Source organism: Streptomyces sp. NBC_01237, from assembly GCF_035917275.1.
Lineage (GTDB): Bacteria > Actinomycetota > Actinomycetes > Streptomycetales > Streptomycetaceae > Streptomyces.
In genome coordinates this window covers 2,079,750-2,096,168 of the sequence record NZ_CP108508.1, presented here as the reverse complement: position 1 = coordinate 2,096,168, position 16,419 = coordinate 2,079,750, and the positions used below count along the sequence as shown (strand labels likewise).

The 16,419-nt window shown below is 71.8% G+C and carries 14 protein-coding genes and 2 pseudogenes; 9 read left to right on the top strand and 7 right to left on the bottom strand.

Features of this window, described 5'->3' with window-relative positions; genetic code table 11:
• Positions 1–34: 34 nt before the first annotated feature.
• Positions 35–120 (top strand): annotated as a pseudogene (locus tag OG251_RS09360).
• A gap of 436 nt (positions 121–556) precedes the next feature.
• Here the strand turns inward: OG251_RS09360 and OG251_RS09355 are convergent.
• Positions 557–1,189 (bottom strand): annotated as a pseudogene (locus tag OG251_RS09355) (peptidase); the annotation flags it as partial.
• Positions 1,186–2,397, bottom strand: a complete 1,212-nt coding sequence (locus OG251_RS09350; protein WP_326676720.1) for a pyridoxal phosphate-dependent aminotransferase — start codon at positions 2,395–2,397, stop codon at positions 1,186–1,188. The gene OG251_RS09350 and the pseudogene OG251_RS09355, both read right to left, overlap by 4 nt.
• Before the next feature lie 86 nt (positions 2,398–2,483).
• Here OG251_RS09350 and OG251_RS09345 point away from each other — a divergent pair, with 86 nt between their 5' ends.
• From OG251_RS09345 to OG251_RS09335, 3 genes are read left to right on the top strand one after another with little or no spacing between them, the layout of a single operon-like run.
• Entirely contained in the window at positions 2,484–3,185 is a 702-nt protein-coding gene (locus OG251_RS09345) for a winged helix-turn-helix transcriptional regulator (protein WP_326676719.1), read from the top strand.
• Positions 3,186–3,233: 48 nt separating this feature from the next.
• Positions 3,234–4,046 (top strand): hypothetical protein, encoded by an 813-nt coding sequence (locus OG251_RS09340; RefSeq protein ID WP_326676718.1) that lies wholly within the window; start codon positions 3,234–3,236, stop codon positions 4,044–4,046.
• Positions 4,047–4,053: 7 nt separating this feature from the next.
• Positions 4,054–4,701: a uridine kinase gene (locus tag OG251_RS09335; protein WP_326676717.1), complete on the top strand. Its 648-nt coding sequence runs from the start codon at positions 4,054–4,056 to the stop codon at positions 4,699–4,701.
• A gap of 31 nt (positions 4,702–4,732) precedes the next feature.
• Here OG251_RS09335 and OG251_RS09330 read toward each other — a convergent pair whose 3' ends face one another.
• The gene (locus OG251_RS09330) at positions 4,733–5,650 is read right to left on the bottom strand and encodes a carbohydrate kinase family protein (RefSeq protein ID WP_326676716.1); all 918 of its coding nucleotides are present in this window, start codon (positions 5,648–5,650) and stop codon (positions 4,733–4,735) included.
• Complete coding sequence (locus OG251_RS09325; protein ID WP_326676715.1) at positions 5,647–6,621, bottom strand: pseudouridine-5'-phosphate glycosidase; 975 nt, start codon at positions 6,619–6,621, stop codon at positions 5,647–5,649. The genes OG251_RS09330 and OG251_RS09325 overlap by 4 nt, the downstream gene beginning before the upstream one ends.
• Before the next feature lie 163 nt (positions 6,622–6,784).
• Between OG251_RS09325 and OG251_RS09320 the strand changes: the two genes are divergently transcribed.
• A complete protein-coding gene (locus tag OG251_RS09320; protein WP_073720313.1) occupies positions 6,785–7,147 on the top strand; it encodes a cupin domain-containing protein in 363 nt (120 codons plus the stop codon).
• 177 nt (positions 7,148–7,324) lie between these two features.
• Here the strand turns inward: OG251_RS09320 and OG251_RS09315 are convergent, their stop codons facing one another.
• The 3 genes from OG251_RS09315 to OG251_RS09305 all read right to left on the bottom strand — a co-directional run bounded on the left by OG251_RS09315 (position 7,325) and on the right by OG251_RS09305 (position 10,231).
• Positions 7,325–8,512 (bottom strand): MFS transporter, encoded by a 1,188-nt coding sequence (locus OG251_RS09315; RefSeq protein ID WP_326681196.1) that lies wholly within the window; start codon positions 8,510–8,512, stop codon positions 7,325–7,327.
• A gap of 200 nt (positions 8,513–8,712) precedes the next feature.
• Positions 8,713–9,258, bottom strand: coding sequence for a methylated-DNA--[protein]-cysteine S-methyltransferase (locus OG251_RS09310; protein ID WP_326676714.1), 546 nt, complete (start codon positions 9,256–9,258; stop codon positions 8,713–8,715).
• 97 nt (positions 9,259–9,355) lie between these two features.
• Positions 9,356–10,231, bottom strand: a complete 876-nt coding sequence (locus OG251_RS09305) for a glycerophosphodiester phosphodiesterase (RefSeq protein ID WP_326676713.1) — start codon at positions 10,229–10,231, stop codon at positions 9,356–9,358.
• A 214-nt stretch (positions 10,232–10,445) separates the two neighbouring features.
• Between OG251_RS09305 and OG251_RS09300 the strand changes: the two genes are divergently transcribed.
• The 4 genes from OG251_RS09300 to OG251_RS09285 all read left to right on the top strand — a co-directional run bounded on the left by OG251_RS09300 (position 10,446) and on the right by OG251_RS09285 (position 16,406).
• Positions 10,446–11,318, top strand: a complete 873-nt coding sequence (locus OG251_RS09300; protein ID WP_326676712.1) for an MHYT domain-containing protein — start codon at positions 10,446–10,448, stop codon at positions 11,316–11,318.
• Between the two features lie 39 nt (positions 11,319–11,357).
• On the top strand, positions 11,358–13,487 hold the full coding sequence (uvrB, locus tag OG251_RS09295) for an excinuclease ABC subunit UvrB (protein WP_326676711.1): 2,130 nt from the start codon (positions 11,358–11,360) through the stop codon (positions 13,485–13,487).
• A 135-nt stretch (positions 13,488–13,622) separates the two neighbouring features.
• Complete coding sequence (locus tag OG251_RS09290) at positions 13,623–14,201, top strand: TerD family protein (RefSeq protein WP_073720308.1); 579 nt, start codon at positions 13,623–13,625, stop codon at positions 14,199–14,201.
• 234 nt (positions 14,202–14,435) lie between these two features.
• Complete coding sequence (locus OG251_RS09285) at positions 14,436–16,406, top strand: TerD family protein (protein WP_326676710.1); 1,971 nt, start codon at positions 14,436–14,438, stop codon at positions 16,404–16,406.
• Positions 16,407–16,419: the final 13 nt, after the last annotated feature.

The window sequence follows — 16,419 nt, the reverse complement described above, 5'->3', positions numbered from 1 at the left end:
CCGACCATGGATTCCCCGGCCACCACGACACACGGCCGGGGTGCGCGAGGAGCGCAAGCTGACACTGAAGCTTGTCGTGACGACGCGGTTCCAGTGGAGGTTCGATTCCTCCCTCCGGCACTTCCCGCGTACACAGCCCGAAGGTGTACGCGTACGGGCCGGAGTAGCCCAACAGGCAGAGGCAGACCGCGATCAATCTCAGACTCTTGCTCCAGATTCAGCATTCGCCGCCGATCGCCGGATCAAACGGGCCTGGGCCCGAGGGCGTCGAGATGCCGGTTCGACTCCGGCCCGCAGAGCTTCGATCTGCGGTCGTCTAAAGGCAGGACGCGACGACATGACGACTGACCCAGGTCCTTAAACGTGCCGGCGTGCCGTATGGGCGGCAATCACAGGGCCCGGAGGCCGGCTACGCCTCCGGGCCCGCTCCCGTTCCGGGGCCCGTGCCCATGCCCGCTCCCGTTCCGGGGCCCGTGCCCATGCCCGCTCCCGGACCGGGGCCCGTTTCCGCGCTCCGCACCGGGCCGGGGCCCGTTCCCGCGCTCCGCAGCGGACCGGGGCCCAGCGAGATGCCGCGACCGGCGAAGAAGCGCTCGAAGTCCGCCAGCGGCAGCTGCGCAGTCCGCGTCCCGGCGTTCGTCCCGGACGGATTGTGGAAGTGGACCCCGTCCCCGTCGGCCGTGCGGGACGTCACCAGCACCAGATGCCCGCCCCGTCCGGGAGCGGGCCGCTCGGGGTGCCGGATCCCGTAGTGCACGGACGTCATCACCGTCCGGCCCTCGTCCAGCAGCCCGGGGATCTCGTCCGGAGCGAGGTGCCGGTGCACCGTCGCGTCGATGCCGTGCGTCTCCCTTACGTACTGGGCGAACGGGGCGTAGATCAGACCGTGGATCTCCCTGTCGTCGTCCACGGTGTACGCCCCGTACGTCAACGCCCCGTCGCGCAGCGCGAACAAGGAAGGGACGGGAGCGCCGGGAGCTGCGGGGGCGTCGCCGCCGAGGGCCATGCGCAGGCAGGTCATCCCGCACAGATGACCGGCCCAGCGCGCGTACTCGGCGGGCGACCGAGCGCCCGAACCGGCCCAGCCCGGATCGTCGGCCGGATCGAATCCGCCCTCGACGATCGGCCCCACCAGCTCCGCGGTGGCGAACTGGGTATGGACGGGAACCGGGCAGAAGGAGCAGGTCACTGACGGTATCCGTTCAGGAAGCGGCCGATGCGGCTGATCGCCGCGTCAAGATCGTCAGCGTACGGGAGGGTCAGAATCCGGAAATGGTCAGGACGCGGCCAGTTGAAACCGGTGCCCTGGACCACCTGGATCTTCTCGCGCAGCAGCAGATCGAGGACGAACTTCTCGTCGTCGACGATGAGGTGCACCTTCGGGTCGATGCGAGGGAACGCGTACAGCGCTCCCTTCGGCTTCACGCAGGACACGCCGGGGATCTCGTTGAGCTTCTCCCAGGCCCGGTTGCGCTGTTCGTACAGCCTGCCGCCGGGAGCCACCAGCTCCCGGATGGACTGCCGGCCGCCCAGGGCCGCCTGGATGGCGTACTGCGAGGGCGCGTTGGGGCACAGCCGCATGGAGGCGAGCATGGTCAGGCCCTCCAGATAGCTGCGGGCGTGCTGCTTCGGCCCGGACACCACCATCCAGCCCGAGCGGAATCCCGCGACGCGGTAGGTCTTCGACAGCCCGCTGAAGGTGAGGCAGACCAGATCGGGGGCGAGGGCCGCCACACTGTGGTGCACGGCGTCGTCGTAGAGGATCTGGTCGTAGATCTCGTCGGCGAACACCATCAGCCCGTGCCTGCGGGCGAGATCGAGGATTCCTTCGAGGATCTCGCGCGGGTACACGGCGCCGGTCGGGTTGTTCGGGTTGATGATCACGACGGCCCTGGTGCGGTCGGTGATCTTCGACGCCATGTCGGCGAGGTCCGGGTTCCAGTCCGCGGACTCGTCGCAGACGTAGTGCACGGCCCTGCCGCCCGCGAGCGTCACCACCGCGGTCCACAGCGGATAGTCGGGGGACGGGATCAGGACCTCGTCGCCGTCCTCCAGCAGTCCCTGGACGGACATGGAGATGAGCTCGGAGACCCCGTTGCCGAGGAAGACGTCGTCCACGCCGACATCCGGCAGCCCCATGGTCTGGTACCGCTGTGCCACGGCACGCCGCGCGGAGAGGATGCCGCGTGAATCGGTGTAGCCGTGGGCCTGCGGGAGCATCCGGATCATGTCCTGGACGATCTCCTCCGGCGCCTCGAAGCCGAAGAGCGCCGGATTGCCGGTGTTGAGGCGGAGCACGCTGTGGCCCGCCTCCTCAAGGGCGTTGGCGTGCTCGATGACCGGGCCCCGGATCTCGTAACAGACCTCGTTGAGCTTGCTGGACTGCTGGAACTCCATGCGGTGCCTCCCCGAGCCGAATTGCGATACTTGGTTTTACCAAGCTGGAGCTTGGAAAGTCCAACAACATGTCTAGACTGCGTCGCATGCCACGTCAGCAGCAGCAAGCAGCACGCCCCGTCCGCCGCCGGAGCTACGACCAGTTCTGCGCCGCCGCCCGCGCCCTCGACTCCGTCGGCGACCGGTGGACCCTGCTGATCGTCCGTGAACTGCTGGCGGGCCCCCGCCGCTACACCGATCTCCACGCCGACCTGCCCGGCGTCAGCACCGACGTCCTGGCCTCCCGCCTCAAGGACATGGAGCAGAGCGGCCTCGCCGTACGCCGCCGGCTCCCGCCCCCGGCCGCCGCGTCCGTGTACGAGCTCACCGGGCGCGGCCGGGGCCTGCTGCCCGTCCTGGCCGCGCTCGCCGAGTGGGGGGCGCCCGCGCTGGACGAGCGGCGACCCACCGACGCGGTACGGGCGCACTGGTTCGCACTGCCGCTGCTGCGCGCCCTGGAGGGCCTGACGCACGCCGGAGTCGTCGAAGTTCACCTGGACGAGGGCGAGTTCCATGTCCGTACGGGAAGGGGGCCGGGGGCCGGTTCGGAGCGGAGGGCGGCGGACGGGGAAGTGGAGGACGTGTACGGATACGGTCCCGCCGAGCGCCCCGACGTCCGGATCGCCCTCGACGCCGAGTTGTGTCTGGCGCTCGGCCGGGGGGAGGCGACCGTCCTGGAGGCGGTCGCGGACGGCCGGATCGAGGTGGTGGGCGAAGGACCGCTCGCCGCCGAACTGCGCGGTGAATGACGCCGTGGCGAGGTGAGGCGGGTCGCGGCGGTCGCGGCGCGGGAGCCAGTGGCAGCGTGGCCGCGCCCGGGTCCGTGCCCCGGATCGGGGCGGAAGGGAGCGGCCGTCCGGCCGTTCACGGACGACGACGCGCACTGCGGCCACGTACCGCAGGCTGACGCTCCGGACTGCGGCGACGCGCCCCTCGATCCGGCGTGCCGTGCCGCGTTCGCCCAGGACCTGTTGCGTGCGCTGCGCGCCCACAGCCCCGGCTCCCGTGCCGAACTGAGCGGGCCTCCGGCCCGGGGGACGGCGGATGTCCACAGCGACATCGACATCAACTGGACCGTGCCCGACGACCGCTTCGCGGCCTGTACCGAGGCCGCACCGGACGTTCTCCGTGCGCCGCGTCCCCTCGAATCGCTGCGCACCGGCCCCGACCTCCGGCATTCCCCGGGACGACGCCTGCTCCTCGCGTCCTTCGTGGACCTTCCGCTCTTCCGGCGCCTCGATCTGGAGATCGGCGCCGCGCCGGCCGTCGGTCCTCCCGACGAATGCCTGACCCACGGCCCGGCCGACGGCGGCCCCGGTGCGCGTGGCGAGGACTGGTCCAGGCCCGCCGGCGCGCTCGCCAACGCGGTCGCCGCGGTGAAGGCGGTGCTGCGCGAGCAGCCGCGGACCGCCCTGGGCCTGTTGGAGCGCGGCTTCCGGCGCATCGACGCACCGGACACCGTCACCGGCGACTGGCCCGCCGACATCGCCCGCCTCGCCGCCGCCCGCGAACCCGGCCCCGGTCCGCGGGCCGACCGGGTGGCCCGCCTCGTGGAGCGGCACCTCGGACACCGGCGGCCCCCGGCGGCGGAGCGGCCCGGCGGGGGATGATGGACAGGTGCGACTCGAAGCGATCACCTGGGACGGGCTGGCCGATGCCCTGTCCGCGCACATCGACGGCCTGACGCCGGCGGACGGTGGCGCCTGGCTCAAGGCCGGCATCGACGGCGCCCCGGCCGCCCGTACCGGCGAACTGGCCGACCGTGTCGCCCAGCGGCTGCGGGTGCGCGGCCGTGCGGTGCTCACCGTCGCGACCGAGGGGTTCCTGCGTCCGGCGAGCCTTCGGTACGAGTACGGCAAGGAGGACCCCGACTCGTACACCGACGGCTGGTTCGACACGGGCGCGCTGTGGCGCGAGGTGTTCGGGCCACTGGAGGCGGGCGGCAGAGGAAGGGTGCTGCCGGACCTGTGGGACCCGGTGACGGACCGGGCCACCAGGAGCCCGTACCGGACGCTGCCGGAGGGCGGGGTGGTGCTCGTGCACGGGCCGCTGCTGCTGGGGCGCTGGTTCCCGTTCGACCTGAGTGTCCACCTGCGGCTCTCGCCGGGGGCTCTGCTGCGGCGCACCGAGGAGGCGGACCGGTGGACGCTGCCCGCCTTCGCCCGTCACGAGGACGAGGTGGCGCCCACCGGGCATGCCGATGTGGTCGTACGGGCCGATGACCCACGGCATCCTGCCTGGTCGGGGCTGAGGACCGGGGGCTGACGGCCGAGCGGAAGGGTGAGCCGCGCGAGGGCTAAGCGGGGGGTCTGCCGCCGACCGTCGCGACCGCCTCGGCCCCCGCCCGGCAGCCCGCCGCCGCTGCCGACGCGTCGTCCGCCCCGGCGAGGCGGGCCGCGAGGAAGCCGCCGGTGAACGCGTCACCCGCCCCCGTCGAGTCGACCGGATCGCGGACCGGCACGGCGGCGACGTGGCCGGTCACCGCCCCCTCGGCGGCCAGCAGGGCGCCCCGGTCGCCGAGGGTGACGACGACCTGGGGGAACTGCCGGCTCAACTTGGCCGCCGCGTCGGCGGGTTCGGGCAGACCGGTCAGCATCCTGGCCTCGTCCGCGTTGGGCAGCAACAGGTCGGTCCCCTCGGTGAACTCCAGGAACCGGTCGACGCCGAGGCCGGCCAGAAATCCCGCGGAGGCGGGGTCCACGCTCACCGGGATGTTCCGCTGCCGGGCCGCCCCGGCCGCGAGCAGGGCCGTCGCGCGGCTCGTCGCGCCGAACAGGAGATAGCCGGAGATGTGGAGGTGGGCGATGCCGTCGAGCATCGAGGGCGAGAAGTCGTCGGGGCGCAGGCGCAGTACCGCGCCGCTGTCGGTGAGGCACGTGCGCTCGGCGGCCCGGTCCACCAGTGCGATGACCGTCGCGGTGGGTGTCTCGGCGTCCACGGCCAGCAGCGGACGTACGCCCGCCCGCTCCAGGGACTCCCGGTGCCAGCTCACGGAACCGGCGCCCGCGCGGGCCAGCAGGGTGACGTCCCGGCAGCCGGAACGGGCCGCCCAGCACGCCGCGTTGGCGCCCGCGCCGCCCGGCAGTGTGCTGATCCGTGCTGCCGTGTCCGTGCCGTGGACGAGCGCCGACGCGTGCCGGGCCACGATGTCCGTGACCACCTCGCCGACGACGAGGAGCCCGCCGGACGGGGAGCGGTCGCCCGCCTCCGTCACCGTACGGCCGCCGCTGCGATCCGTGCCGCGAGCCGCACGTTTCCGCGTACCGCGGCCAAGTTGGCCTCCAGTGAAGCACCTTGGGTCCGCCGCATCAGCTGGTCCAGCAGGAACGGTGTGACGGCCTGCCCCACGATGCCGCGCTCCCGGCACGCGTCCAGTGCCTCGGCCAGCACCCGGTCGTGCGTCGCGGGATCCAACTGGTCCTCCTCCGGTACGGGGTTGGCGACGATCAACGCGGATTCCGGTCCGCCGAGCGCCTCGCGCGCCCGCATCACCTCCGCCACCTCCTCGGGCGTACGCACCGTCCAGTCGACCGGCTCGCCCGAACTGCTGAGGTAGAAGCCGGGGAAATACCCGGTGCCGTAGCCGAGCACTCCGACTCCCAGGGTCTCCAGGCGCTGGAGGGTGGCCGGGACGTCGAGGATCGACTTCACTCCCGCGCACACCACGGTGATGCCGGTACGCGCGAGCAGCCGCAGGTCCGCCGACTCGTCCTGGCTCCGCGTCCATTCCCGGTGCACTCCGCCGAGGCCGCCGGTGGCGAAGACGCGCAGACCCGCGCGGGCCGCGAGGAAGGCCGTCGCGGACACCGTCGTCGCCCCGCTCGTGCCCGCCGCCAGGGCGGGCGCGAGGTCCCGGTGGCCCAGCTTCCGTATCGCCGGGTCACCGGCGACCCGCTCCAACCCCGTCTTGTCCAGGCCCACATGGGCCCGGCCGTCCAGCACGGCGACGGTGGCGGGGACGGCCCCCGAGGAGCGGACGAGCTCCTCCAGTTCCCTGGCGACCAGAAGATTGCGGGGACGCGGCAGGCCGTGCGCGATGATCGTCGACTCCAGGGCGACGACCGGGCGCCGGGCGGCGATGGCCGCGCCCACTTCGTCGGACAGCACCGGTGCGTAGCGCCGGGTGTCGCCCCGCGTGGGGCCGGGGGTGTGCTCGGGTGTCCGCTCCGATGCGTTCTGTGGCATGCCCCATCCCTGTCGCGGGCACGGCGCCCGCAAACACGGAGCGGCACGTTCCCCGGTGCTTCCCCCGAAGCCCCTCGGTGCCGGTTCGCGGTGCCCGTCCGCGGTGCCCGCAGGCCGGGCCTGGTGGCGGGGTCTCCGGGGGTGCTCGCTAAGGTGACCGGCCATGACAACACTTGATCAAGCTCCTGCCTCCTTCGCCGTGCACATTCCGGACGCCGAACTGGAGCCGGAACCCCTGGATCCGGCACAGATCGTCTCCGGGGACCCCGTGGTGACGGGGAAGGTGCTGTGGGAGTCCGGGGACGGCAAGCAGGTGCGCGGGATCTGGCAGATCACGCCCGGAGTGGTCACCGACACCGAGGCCGACGAACTGTTCGTGGTCGTCAGCGGGCGGGCGACGGTCGTGGTCGACGGCGGCGCGACGCTGGAGATCGGGCCGGGGGACGCCTGCGTGCTGCGGGAGGGCGACCGTACGACGTGGACGGTGCACGAGACGCTGCGCAAGGCGTACCACATCAGCCTCTGAGGTGTCGCGGCTCTCTCAGGTCTCTGGCCGCTGGGGCCACTGAAGCCGGTCGGGAGCCGTTGGGGCGGTCCGGAGCCGGTCGGGCCGCTGGGGGCCGTTGGAGTTGTCCGGGCTTCCGCAGCCTCTGAGGCCGCCGGTATCCGCCCCGCCCTCGGCCCTGCGTCCCGGCCCTGCGTCCTAGCCCTCTCGCAGGCCGCGGCGAAGGGCGAGCGCGGCCATCGGCAGCAGCAGGCAGGCGCCGATCGCGTTCAGCAGGCCGTAGCCCCATTGGGCGACGATCACCCCGGCGGCGGCTCCGCCGATGCCCGCCGCCGTGTTCATGGTCAGGTCCGACAGGCCCTGCACGGCGGCGCGGGCCGCCTGCGGCACGGAGTCGGTGAGCAGGGCCGAACCGGCGATCATGCCCGCCGACCAGCCGAGACCGAGCACGAACAGCCCTGCGGCGGTCTGTCCGTGGCGGGCACCGGCGGTGCCCGCCAGCAGCGCGGCGCAGGCGAGCAGGCCGACCGCCAGACCGATGACGGCGAGCCGGCCGAGCCGGTCGGACAGCCACCCCATCACCGGCGAGAACGCGTACATGCCCGCGATATGGCCGCTGATGACCAGCCCGATCAGCTGGATGTCCGCACCGTGCCGTCCCAGGTCCACCGGGGTCATGACCATGATCGAAACCATGGCGGTGTGCGACACGGCCACGGTCACCAGCGCCAGCCGGGCCATCGGCGCGGCCCGGACGGCGGCGATTCCGGTACGCAGTGAACGCTTCCCGGTGGAGCGGTCGTCGCCCGGAGCCAGCGCCCGCGCGGTGAGCAGGGGATCGGGGCGCAGCAGGACCGCGACCACCAGGCCCGCGAGCAGGAAGATGGCGGCCGCGATGAGGAACGGCCCCGCCGTCTCGGACACGGACGTACCGCGGAAGAGGCGGCCCGCGGGCGCCGCGATGTTGGGGCCGAGCACCGAACCGATCGTGGTGGCCCAGATGACGGTGGAGATGGCCCGGCCCCGCCGTTCCGGCGCCGCGAGATCCGCGGCGGCGAACCGGGCCTGGAGATTGGCCGACGAGCCCGCGCCGAACCCGGCCATGCCGAGCAGCAGCAGCGGAAAGCTCTCCACGACGGTCGCGAGCACCACCAGGCCCGCGCCGAGCGCACCGACCAGATAGGCGAGCACCAGACCGGGGCGGCGGCCCCGCGAGGTCATCAGCGCGGCCAGCGGCAGGGACAGCAGCGCCGTACCGGCCACCGAGGCGGTCGGGGCGAGACCGGACAGCGCTTCGGAGCCACTCACCTCCGTGGCCAGGACCGGGGCCAGGGCGATGCCGATGGGCACACCGAGGCCGCCGAGTATCTGGCTGGCGATGAGCACGGCAGAGGTCCTGCGGCGCAGAACGGGCAGGTCGGCAGCCGTGACCGGTGGTACCGGGAGGGTCGTCGTCACCGGCGAAGTGTGCCACTCCTCGTACGTGAGTACGAAGGCGGCTGTGGTGTCCCCGGCGCTTTCCCGTCCCAGGTGCGGTCTTTCGCCCACCCCTTCCAGAACCAGATGCGGTCCCTCGCCCGCCCCTTCTAGAACAAGGGCTGCGGGAGGACCCCTTCCAGGGCGAGCAGCTGCCGCTTGGTCTCCAGCCCGCCGCCGAAGCCGCCGAGTCCGCCGTCGCTCTCCACCACCCGGTGGCACGGCACCACGACCGGCAGCGGGTTGGACCCCATGGCCGCCCCCACGGCCTGCGCCGCCCCCGGCTGCCCGACCCGCGCCGCCAGGTCCCCGTACCCGACGACCGTCCCGTACGGCACGCCGGACGCCAGCTCGCGGAGGACCTCCCGGTGGAAACCCGAGGTCAGCGACCAGTCCAGGGGGAGCGTGAATTCCTTCAGCCCACCCGTGAAGTACGCCGCGAGCTGGCGTATCGGCTCGGCGAGCCGCGCGGAGCCGGGGGCCTGTACCGGCTCCGCGCCGAGCCGCGTCCGCAGCTGCCCGAGCGCCTTCTCCCGTACCGGGGGGCGGGCGTGGAAGACCACGCTCACCAGCCCCGTGCCGGTGGCGGCGAGCAACAGCGGCCCGATGCCGCTGGGCACGACGGACCACTCCACGGACTGCTCGTCGCTGTTCATGCCGACCACCGTACGACCGGTCACTGACAACGGCGGATCCACGGCCGTTCGTAGCCGTCGCCCGTCGCCCGGCGCTGCTCCGTCCTTGTGTTCCGGGTCAGCGCGTGGCGTCGCGCACGACGTCGGGGTAGTTGGTGATGATGCCGTCGACCCCGAAACCCTGGACCTTGGCCGCGTTCGTCGCGTCGTTGACGGTCCAGGTGTTCACCCGGAGCCGCTTGCCGTGCGCGCCCTTCAGCGCGTGCACGGCCGCCACGTAGTCCGCGCTGATCGTCGGGTACGAGGGGTTGATCTGGTCGGTGAACGCCGCGTACGACGGCAGATCGGCCACCGCCGGGGTGCCCAGGAAGCCGGTGGTGATGTCGGGGCGGAGCTCGTGCACCTTCTTCACGCTGTCGCCGCCGAAGCTCTGGATGATCAGCTTGTTCCGGACGTGGCCGCGGTCGAGCCAGCCCTCGTGCCGCAGCACCCGCAGGGTCGCCTTCTCGATGCCCGGGTACGTCTCCGGGCTCTTGATCTCCAGCAGCAGCTTCTGGCGGTTCTTCTCGACCCGGTGCAGATACTGCTTGAGCGTCGGCACCCGGGCGCCCGTGAACTGTGTGCCGAACCAGCTGCCCGCGTCCAGTCGGGCGATCTCGGCGGCGGTGAAGTCCTTGACCGCCCAGGGGGCGCGGTCGGGATAGACCTGCTCGGCGTCCGTCGTCCGCTTGAGGTTGGTGTCGTGAATGACGACCAGCTCACCGTCCTTGGTGAGCTGTACATCGTTCTCCACCCAGTCGATGCCCAGGTCGTCCGCGGCGTCGACGGCGGCCAGGGTGTTCTCCGGCGCGTAGGCCGAGGCACCCCGGTGGGCGAAGACGACCGGGCTGTCGTGCCGGTCGGCTGCCTGTGTCTGGGAGGCGGGAAGCAGCAGGGCACCGGCGCCGAGCAGAGTGGCGACAGCGGTGGACGCAGTTGCGGTGCGTACGGACACGTGTACTCCTCGCGTCAGAGATGCGGACAGGCAGAGACTTGCAGCCGATCACCAACGGAGGACAGGGCACCGATGGCCACAACGTGAACGGAATCTTCGGTACCGGATCCGGGGGCCGATTTCCGTGTCGATAAAATGCGGCTCTTATGTTTGTCTGCCGGGCCTCGCCCCTTAGGGTCACCCCAACCCGGGCTTCCGTGAAGGGCGTACCAGCATGCAGGGCACAGTGGACGGATTCACCTACGGCCTCGTGACTCCGGTCGTGGCCTTTGCCATGGCCTGTCTCGGTGCCGCGCTGGGACTGCGCTGCACGACCCGGTCACTGCGCACGGAACGCTCCTTCAAGGCCGGCTGGCTGGGGCTGGGCGCCACCTCCATCGGCTCCGGTATCTGGACCATGCATTTCGTCGCCATGATGGGCTTCACCGTCGAAGGGGCACCGATCGCCTACGACAAGGCCCTCACCTTCGCGAGCCTCGCCGTGGCGATCGTGATGGTCGGCATCGGCATTTTCATTGTCGGCTACCGCGGCGCGACGCGCATGGCGCTGATCACCGGCGGGACGATCACCGGCCTCGGCGTGGCCTCCATGCACTACCTCGGCATGGCCGGGATGCAGCTGCGGGGACAGTTCACGTACGACACGGTCACCGTGTCCCTCTCCGTGGTGATCGCGGTGGTGGCCGCGACGGCCTCGCTCTGGGCCGCCGTCTCCGTCCACGGCTTCGCGGCCAGCCTCGGCGCGAGCCTGGTCATGGGGGTGGCGGTGAGCGGAATGCACTACACCGGCATGGCCGCGCTCGATGTCCACCTGCATGCCGACGCCGGCTCGGGCGCCCCGGCCGGTGAAACCCCCGCCACCCTGATCGTCCCGATGCTGATCGGCCCCGCCTGTTTCCTGCTGCTGGCCGGGGTGGTCGTGATGTTCGACCCGCTGGTGGTCATGGGGGAGCCCGACCGGCACGACCCGCGGGGCGGCCGTGGCGCCCGCGACGGCGCCCGGCCCCGGACCATGCCCGTCCAGCGGCAGCGCGCGACCCATGAGACCCCCGCCCGCCGGGACACCAGGCCCCCGCGCCACCGCTGATCCGACGCCGTTGTCAGTGGGGGGTCGTACGGTGGTTGCATGCGGCCCGTTTCGAAGATCGAACGTTCGGTGGCGCCTTTCGAGGTCGTCAGCTCCTACCAGCCCAGTGGCGACCAGCCGGCGGCCATCGCCGAGCTGGAGCGGCGTATCCGCGCGGACGAGAAGGACGTGGTCCTGCTCGGCGCGACCGGCACCGGCAAGTCGGCGACCACCGCGTGGATGATCGAGAAGCTCCAGCGCCCCACCCTGGTGATGGCACCGAACAAGACCCTCGCCGCCCAGCTGGCCAACGAGTTCCGCGAGCTCCTGCCCAACAACGCCGTCGAGTACTTCGTCTCGTACTACGACTACTACCAGCCCGAGGCGTACGTACCGCAGTCGGACACCTACATCGAGAAGGACTCCTCGATCAACGAGGAGGTCGAGCGGCTGCGCCACTCCGCGACGAATTCGCTGCTCACCCGGCGTGACGTCGTCGTGGTCGCCTCCGTCTCCTGCATCTACGGCCTCGGTACGCCCCAGGAGTACGTGGACCGGATGGTCCAGCTCAAGGTCGGCGAGGAGGTCGACCGCGACCAGCTGCTGCGCCGGTTCGTCGAGATGCAGTACAGCCGTAACGACCTGGCGTTCACCCGCGGCACCTTCCGGGTGCGCGGCGACACCATCGAGATCTTCCCGGTCTACGAGGAGCTCGCCGTCCGCATCGAGATGTTCGGCGACGAGATCGAGGCCCTCTCCACCCTCCACCCGCTCACCGGCGAGGTCATCAGCGAGGACCAGTCGCTCCACGTCTTCCCCGCCAGCCACTACGTCGCGGGACCCGAGCGCATGGAGAAGGCGGTCGGCGGCATCGAGGCGGAGCTGGAACAGCGCCTTGCCGAGCTGGAGAAGCAGGGCAAGATGCTGGAGGCCCAGCGGCTGCGCATGCGCACGACGTACGACATCGAGATGCTCCGCCAGATCGGCACCTGTTCGGGCGTCGAGAACTACTCGATGCACTTCGACGACCGTGCCCCCGGCACCGCCCCCAACACCCTCCTCGACTACTTCCCCGAGGACTTCCTCCTCGTCCTCGACGAGTCGCACGTCACGGTGCCGCAGATCGGCGCGATGTACGAAGGGGACGCCTCCCGCAAACGGACTCTCGTCGACCACGGGTTCCGGCTGCCCTCGGCCATGGACAACCGCCCGCTGAAGTGGGAGGAGTTCCTGAAGCGCATCGACCAGACCGTCTATCTCTCCGCCACCCCCGGGAAGTACGAGCTCTCGCGCGGCGACGGCTTCGTGGAGCAGATCATCCGCCCCACCGGCCTCATCGACCCCGAGGTCGTCGTCAAGCCCACCGAGGGCCAGATCGACGACCTGGTGCACGAGATCCGCAAGCGCACCGAGCGGGACGAGCGGGTCCTGGTGACCACCCTCACCAAGAAGATGTCCGAGGACCTCACGGACTACTTCCTGGAGCTGGGCATCCAGGTCCGCTATCTGCACAGTGACGTCGACACGCTGCGCCGTATCGAGCTCCTGCGTGAACTGCGCTCCGGTGAGTACGACGTCCTGGTGGGGATCAACCTCCTGCGCGAGGGGCTCGACCTGCCCGAGGTCTCCCTGGTGGCCATTCTCGACGCGGACAAGCAGGGGTTCCTGCGCTCCGGCACCTCGCTCATCCAGACCATCGGACGTGCGGCTCGTAACGTGTCCGGCCAGGTCCATATGTACGCGGACAAGATCACCCCGGCGATGGCGCAGGCCATCGACGAGACCAACCGCCGCCGCGAGAAGCAGATCGCGTACAACACCGAGCGCGGCATCGATCCGCAGCCGCTGCGCAAGAAGATCAACGACATCGTCGCGACCATCGCCCGCGAGGAGGTCGACACCGAGCAGCTCCTCGGCAGCGGCTACCGCCAGACGAAGGGCGCCAAGGCCCCGGTTCCGGCGCTCGGCGCGAAGGCGGCCAAGGGCGGCGCCCCGGGCAGGGCCAAGTCGAACGGTGCGGTGGTCAGCGACCGGCCCGCCACCGAACTGGCCGGGATCATCGAGGAGATGACCGACCGGATGCGGGCGGCCGCCGCTGACCTGCAATTCGAGGTCGCCGCCCGGCTGCGCGACGAGGTGGGCGAGTTGAAGAAGGAACTGCGCCAGATGAAGGAGGCGGGCCTCGCCTGAACCGGGCGCACCCGGTGTGTTGCAAGAACGACACAAAGACGGCACGAACCTGCTGCCGTCCGGCGAGAACTGCGTAGTGTGCGAGGAAACCGCACACGGACGGATGCGGGGCAAAATGCGGAGAGGGGACAGCGCGTGACGGTCAACATGACCAAGGGTCAGGCCATCAGCCTGCAGAAGAGCGACGGGGGGACCCTGACCGCGGTACGGATGGGGCTCGGCTGGCAGGCGGCTCCGCGTCGCGGACTGTTCGGCTCGCGTACCCGGGAGATCGACCTGGATGCCTCGGCCGTGCTGTTCGCCGACAAGCAGCCCATTGACGTCGTGTTCTTCCGGCACCTCGTCAGCGACGACGGCTCGGTCAAGCACACCGGCGACAACCTGGTCGGCGGCGCCGGTTCGGGCGGCGACGACGAGGCGATCCTCGTCGACCTCCAGCGCGTCCCGGTCCACATCGACCAGATCGTCTTCACGGTGAACTCCTTCACCGGGCAGACGTTCCAGGAGGTGCAGAACGCCTTCTGCCGCATCGTCGACGAGACCAACGGCCAGGAGCTCGCCCGGTACACACTCGACGGTGGCGGCCAGTACACCGCCCAGATCATGGCGAAGGTGCACCGTGCGGGGAGCGGCTGGCAGATGACGGCCCTGGGCAACCCGGCCAACGGCCGCACCTTCCAGGACCTGATGCCCTCGATCCTGCCGCACCTGTAGGCGCGACAGCACCTGGTCCGCATCGGTACGAGCAGCTCCCGGAGGCACCCGCCGCCGGGAGCTGCACCACATCGCACGACACCACGACAGGCGCCGGACACCGGACGCGCCCGTCCGTCGGACACACACCACGAAGCAGCGGCAGCACCGCCGAACAGCACGGCACCGCCGGGCAGCACCGCCGAACAGCACGGCACCGCACCGCGGGCCATCGTCGAGGGGGACAGGGCAGCAATGACGGCCGAACTGGTCCGGGGGCAGAATCACACCTTGCCCCAGACCCGTCTGGAGATCCGGGTATCGGCGGGCTCACCCGTCGTGGCCGGAGCCACCCTCGGCGACGAACGGGGCACGGTGCACGGCATCGAGTGGATCGCCCACCCCGGATCGCCTCAGCTCCCCGGGCTCGAAGTGTCCAGGCAGGCCGCCTCGGACCACCGGCTCGCCGTCGACCTCGACGCCCTGCCCGACGAGGTCCACCGCGTCACCGTGCTGCTGGCCCTCCCGACGGGCGTCGGCGGCCCGGTCAGGTTCGGCTCGGTCGCCGCGCCCTTCGTCGCCGTCACCGGCCTCGACGGCACCGAGATCGCCACCTTCACGCTCACCGGCCTGGACGCCGAGTCGGCGGTCAGCGCCCTGGAGCTCTACCGCAGACAAGGGGCATGGAAGGTACGCGCCGTCGGCCAGGGTTACGCCGACGGACTCGCCGAGATGCTCGCGGACCAGGGAGTGGCCCGCGCGGCGGAGCTGGCCGGTTCGATCCAGGAAGCGGTCGCCCGTGGCATGGCCCGCTCGGTGGCTCCGCCACCGCCCCGTGCCCCGGACGGCGACCGGGTACGGCCCGGCGCGGGGACCGCGTCCGCCCCGGCCGACCGGGAGCCGCCCGCGCCCCCGGCAGCCAGGACCCCCGAGCCGCTGCCCGACCCCGCCACGACCGACCCCGCCACGACCGCGGCCGGCGCGCCCGGTGCCACGGTGGGCGGCCCCATCAACTACGCCCACCCGCGCCGCCGGAGCGCCGCGCCCCCGCCGCCCCCGCCCGCGGCGCCCCCGGCCCCGCCGGGACAGGCCGCGCCGCCCGTCGCGGGTGACGCGAGCGGATGGTCCATGGACGAGCGCCTCTACAACCAGATCTGGGGCATGTTCGAGGACCTGGCCCGCGCCACCGCCGCCTACCGCAGCGCCGTGGACTTCGCCGAGTCCCGCATGGAGCAGGAGCTCGACCGGACCCTGTCCGACCCGCGCAACCGGATCGGCGGCGCGGGCGACCGGGCCCGCGAGGAGGCCCGCGCCAAACGCGACGAGCTGACCACCCGGGCGCGCGAGGCGCTGGACCGCGACCTCGCCCAGCTCGCCGCCGAGTCCGACGTGGTGGAGCCCGCGCTCCCCGCCGCCTACGCGGGCTGGGACAACCCCGTCTGGCACGCCCATCGCGTCCCGATGGAGATCCCGATGGCCCTGCGCATCGGCGACCTCCATCTGCCCGAACGCCCCGACCTGCGTATCCCGCTGCTCGTACGCCTCCCCCTGGAGCGCGGCATCTGGATCGACAGCGGCCGCGCGGCCTCCGAGGAGGCCGCGCTGATGGACACCGACCAGCTGCGCCGCCTCGCCATGGAGAACGCGGTCGTCCACGCCGCCCGCCTGCTCGCCGTCTACCCCACCGGGGAGTTCTCGGTGCACGTCATCGATCCGGCGGGCTCGGCCGCCGGGGCGCTCGCGCCCCTGGTCGGCGCGGGAGTCCTCACCGGGCCGCCGGCCGCCGGACCCGGGGGAGTGGCCTCGGTCCTCGCCCACCTCACCCGGCGCGTGGACCTGGTGCAGATGGCGGTCAGAGCCGGTGCCGCCGACTCGCTGCCGCCCGACCTGGACACGGGCGAGCAGCTCCTCATCGTCAACGACTTCCCGCACGGTTTCGACGACCGGGCCGTGACCCAGTTGCGCTACCTCGCCGACGAGGGCCCCTCGGTCGGGGTGCATCTGCTGATGGTCGCGGACCGGGAGGACGCCGGGGCGTACGGCCCGGTCCTCGACCCGCTGTGGCGCTCCCTGCTGCGGATCACCCCCGTGGCCGACAGTCATCTCGCCGATCCCTGGGTCGGCCATGCCTGGACGTACGAACCGCCGGTGCTCCCGCCGGGCAGCAGAGTCCTGGAACAGGTGCTCGCCGCTGTGGCCGCGGCCCGCCGCACCGGTGGTCGCTGAGTCCCGCCTCCCG